Source organism: Paenibacillus forsythiae T98, assembly GCF_000520735.1.
Taxonomy (GTDB): domain Bacteria; phylum Bacillota; class Bacilli; order Paenibacillales; family Paenibacillaceae; genus Paenibacillus_AQ; species Paenibacillus_AQ forsythiae.
Genome location: NZ_ASSC01000086.1, coordinates 1 through 357 on the forward strand (window position 1 = coordinate 1; position 357 = coordinate 357).

General features: G+C 59.9%; 1 protein-coding gene. It reads left to right on the forward strand.

Going from position 1 to position 357, the window contains the following annotated elements; genetic code table 11:
• Positions 1 to 357 (forward strand): S-layer homology domain-containing protein (locus tag L692_RS0103065; RefSeq protein WP_025697098.1); only part of this gene is annotated, 357 nt, incomplete at both ends.

Consider the following 357-nt stretch of genomic DNA (forward strand, 5'->3'; position numbering starts at 1 on the left):
AAGGACACTGGGCGGCGGCCTATATCGGAGAGCTTGCTGCGCGCGGCATTGCCGGAGGCTATCCGGACGGATCGTTCCGTCCGAATCAGACCATTACACGGGCCGAATATGCCACAATGCTCGTCAAGGCGCTTGATCTTGAAGCGACGGGAGCTTCCAAATTCAAGGATATGGATCACCATTGGGCAGAAGGAACGGTGCTGGCGGCTGCGGACCATGGAATTGTCTCCGGGTATGCCGGTGGACAATTCCGGCCCGATCAGTTCATCACCCGCCAGGAGATGGTCGCCATGGCGGCTCGCGCATTCGGGATTTCAGGTGGCGACGCTCCTGTCTTCGCGGATAGCGGCTCCATCG